This window comes from Rhodoblastus sp. (assembly GCF_041915505.1).
GTDB lineage: Bacteria > Pseudomonadota > Alphaproteobacteria > Rhizobiales > Beijerinckiaceae > Rhodoblastus.
The window spans coordinates 1-2780 of record NZ_JAYSBG010000416.1; the positions used below are offsets into that span (position 1 = coordinate 1).

A 2780-nucleotide genomic window follows, 5' to 3' on the forward strand; every position below is an offset into this window, starting at 1 on the left:
TGCACGGCGGCCTCCACCCTGCTGCGCGGCTTCCGTTCTTACGGCGCCGTGCTCGCCGGCTATACCGTCGCGCTGATCGCCATGCCCGCCGTGGACCGGCCTGAATCGATCTTCACGCTCGCCATGGCGCGCGTTGCGGTGGTTTCGCTCGGCATTGCCAGTTCGGCCCTTGTCGGCGCCGTGTTGACCGGCCATGGCGCCGGTCGCCAGCTCGATCAGATGCTGCGCGCCATGCTGGCCGAATTGTTCGCCCACTGCCGCCAGGCCCTGCAAGCCGGGCAGGCTCTGGTGCTGAAGCCGCAGCGCCGGGCATTGGCTATGCGTCTCGGGTCGCTGGATTCCGCGATTCAATTCGCCGCCGCCGAGGATCCCCGCCATGGCGCGCGCTTCGCCGCCTTGCGCGATTCCGCCGCCGCTTTTTACGGCGCGCTGACCGCCGCGCCGGCCGTGACCGAAGCGCTCGAATCCGCCGGCGCCGAGCCTTTCGTCGTCGAAAGTCGCCATGAAGCGGAGGCGGCGATAGACGAAGCGCTCGCGGCTCTGGCGGCGCGCGACGATGCGGCGCTGCAAGACGCGCGGCGCCGATTGGGCGCCTTGCGTCAGCGGCTGGAAGGCGTGTTCGAAAGCGGCGTCGAGCGTCTCGCGCCGACCTCGGTGGTCGCGGTCGACCGGCTGGCCGACCTGGTCGCGGAGCTGGAGCGCGCGGCGCTCGGCCTGTCCGACGAAACCGCCGAATGGCGCGTCCGGCGCAATGCGACTCATCTTGACTGGCGCTGGGCGGGGCGGAACGCCGCGCGCGCCGCCGCGGCGGTTTTGCTGGCGGGTTCGCTCTGGTTCGGCCTGGGTTGGTCGATTTTCGGCGCGACCATGATGGCCTCCGTCGCGCCCAATGTCGCCTTGCTCTCGCTGCGCGAACGGCCCTCGGCCGACGCCATGGACATGGTCTGGGGCGTGGCGGCGGCGAGCGTGCTGGGACTGTTCTATCTGCTCTGGGTGTTGCCGCAGATCACCGGCTTTCCGCTGCTGGCGATGTGGCTCGCGCCGCCGATCATGATCAGCGCGGCGGTCATGACCGTGCCGCGCCTGATGTTCAGCGGCATCGGCTTTGGCGTGTTCTTCGTCACGCTGCTCGGGCCGTCCAATCCGATGGTCTACGATCCCAACGTCTTCATGAACAACGCCCTGGCGACCATCGCCGGCGCCGCGCTGACCGCGATCGCCTATCAGCTCGTGTTGCCGATCGACATCCGGGCGCTGAGCCGGCATCTGCTGGTCGAGATCCGTCGCGATCTCGGTGAATTGCTCCAGCGCGGCAAGTCGGTTTCCGCACTGGAATGGGAAGGCCGCATGCATGACCGCATGCGCCTGCTGGTGGCGCGGCTGCGCGCCGCCAATATCCGCAGCGATTCCGCCTTGCGCAGCGGCTTCGCCGCTTTGCGGCTGGGACGTGACGTGTCGCGGCTGCGGGCGCTGGTCGCGCCCGATCCCGCCGCCGACCGGCTGGCGCGCGAGGCGCTCGCCACGCTTGGCGGACCCCGGCGCGGCGCGGCTTTGGCTGGCGCGGCCGAGGCGCTGCGCGTTCGCGCGGCGGAACTGGAGCCCGGCCAGGCCGCGCCGATCCTGCGCGCGGCGGCCATTCTTCCTTCCATCGACGCGCTCGTCGCCGGCCGCCGGCGCTTCTTCGAACAGGCGCTGCAATGACCGGGGAAATCAATTTTTTCGGCGCCTATTTCGCGCCCTTCGTGTCCGATCTCGCGGTCGCCTTCGTTCTTTTCCTGCCGATGCGCTGGCTTTGCGCGCGCGCCGGCCTGTTCGCGCCTTTCTGGCATCCGGCGCTGGTTGAATTGTGCCTGTTCGTCGTCGTCCTCGCTCTTACGGTCTATTTGCTATGAAACGGAAATTTCGCCGCCTGTTGGCTTTCACGTTGACCTTGTGCGCGGTCATCGTCGGCCTGCTGCTCGCCACCGCTTTGTGGCGTCATTACATGATCGCGCCGTGGACGCGCGACGCGCGGATTCGCGTCGAGACAGTCACCGTCGCGCCGGAGGTCGCCGGCAATGTCCAACGCCTGCTGGTCGCCGACAACCAGCCGGTGAAGAAGGGCGACATTCTGTTCGCCATCGACCCGCGCGCCTATGAGATCGCGGTCGCCCAGGCCCAGGCGGCGCTGGAGGGGCTGCAACATTCGAACCGGCTGGCGCAGTTGAAATCCGAGCGCCGCGCCCGCCTGACCGACCTCTCCATTTCGAATGAGGAGAAGGAGCAATATGACGTCAGCGCCAAGGTGGCGGATGCGGCGGTCGATCAGGCGCGCGCCCAGCTCGATATGGCGAAACTCAATCTGGAGCGAGCGGTCGTCCGCTCGCCGGTCAATGGCTATGTCACCAATCTGCGCCTGCGCGAGGGCGATTTCGTCGCCGCGGGACAGGCCATCCTGACCATTGTCGACCGCGATTCCTTCTGGCTGGCCGGCTATTTCGAGGAGACCCAGCTCGCCGCCATCAAGCAGGGCGACCCGGCGCGCTTCGTCCTGATGGGCTATCCCGATCATCTGCTGACCGGCCGCGTCGCCAGCGTCACGCGCGGCATAGCGGACCAGGACGCCGGCGGCGCGGGGGCAGGGCTGCAAAGCGTCAATCCGGTCTTCACCTGGGTGCGCCTCGCCCAACGCGTGCCGGTCCGCATTGAGCTCGATCCGGTCCCGGCGGAGGTCACTCCGGTCGCCGGCATGACCGCGACGGTCGAAATCGGCCAGCCGGTGCGCTTCCGCGACGATCTGG

Annotated in this window: 3 protein-coding genes; all 3 read left to right on the plus strand. The window is 68.5% G+C overall.

Annotated elements, in window-relative coordinates; translation table 11 throughout:
- Positions 1-1701 (plus strand): FUSC family protein (locus ACE3S9_RS17890; RefSeq protein WP_374547832.1); only part of this gene is annotated, 1701 nt, incomplete at its 5' end.
- Complete coding sequence (locus ACE3S9_RS17895; protein ID WP_374547833.1) at positions 1698-1892, plus strand: DUF1656 domain-containing protein; 195 nt, start codon at positions 1698-1700, stop codon at positions 1890-1892. The genes ACE3S9_RS17890 and ACE3S9_RS17895, both read left to right, overlap by 4 nt.
- A 20-nt stretch (positions 1893-1912) precedes the next feature.
- A partial coding sequence (locus ACE3S9_RS17900) for an efflux RND transporter periplasmic adaptor subunit (RefSeq protein ID WP_374547834.1) occupies positions 1913-2780 on the plus strand: 868 nt, incomplete at its 3' end.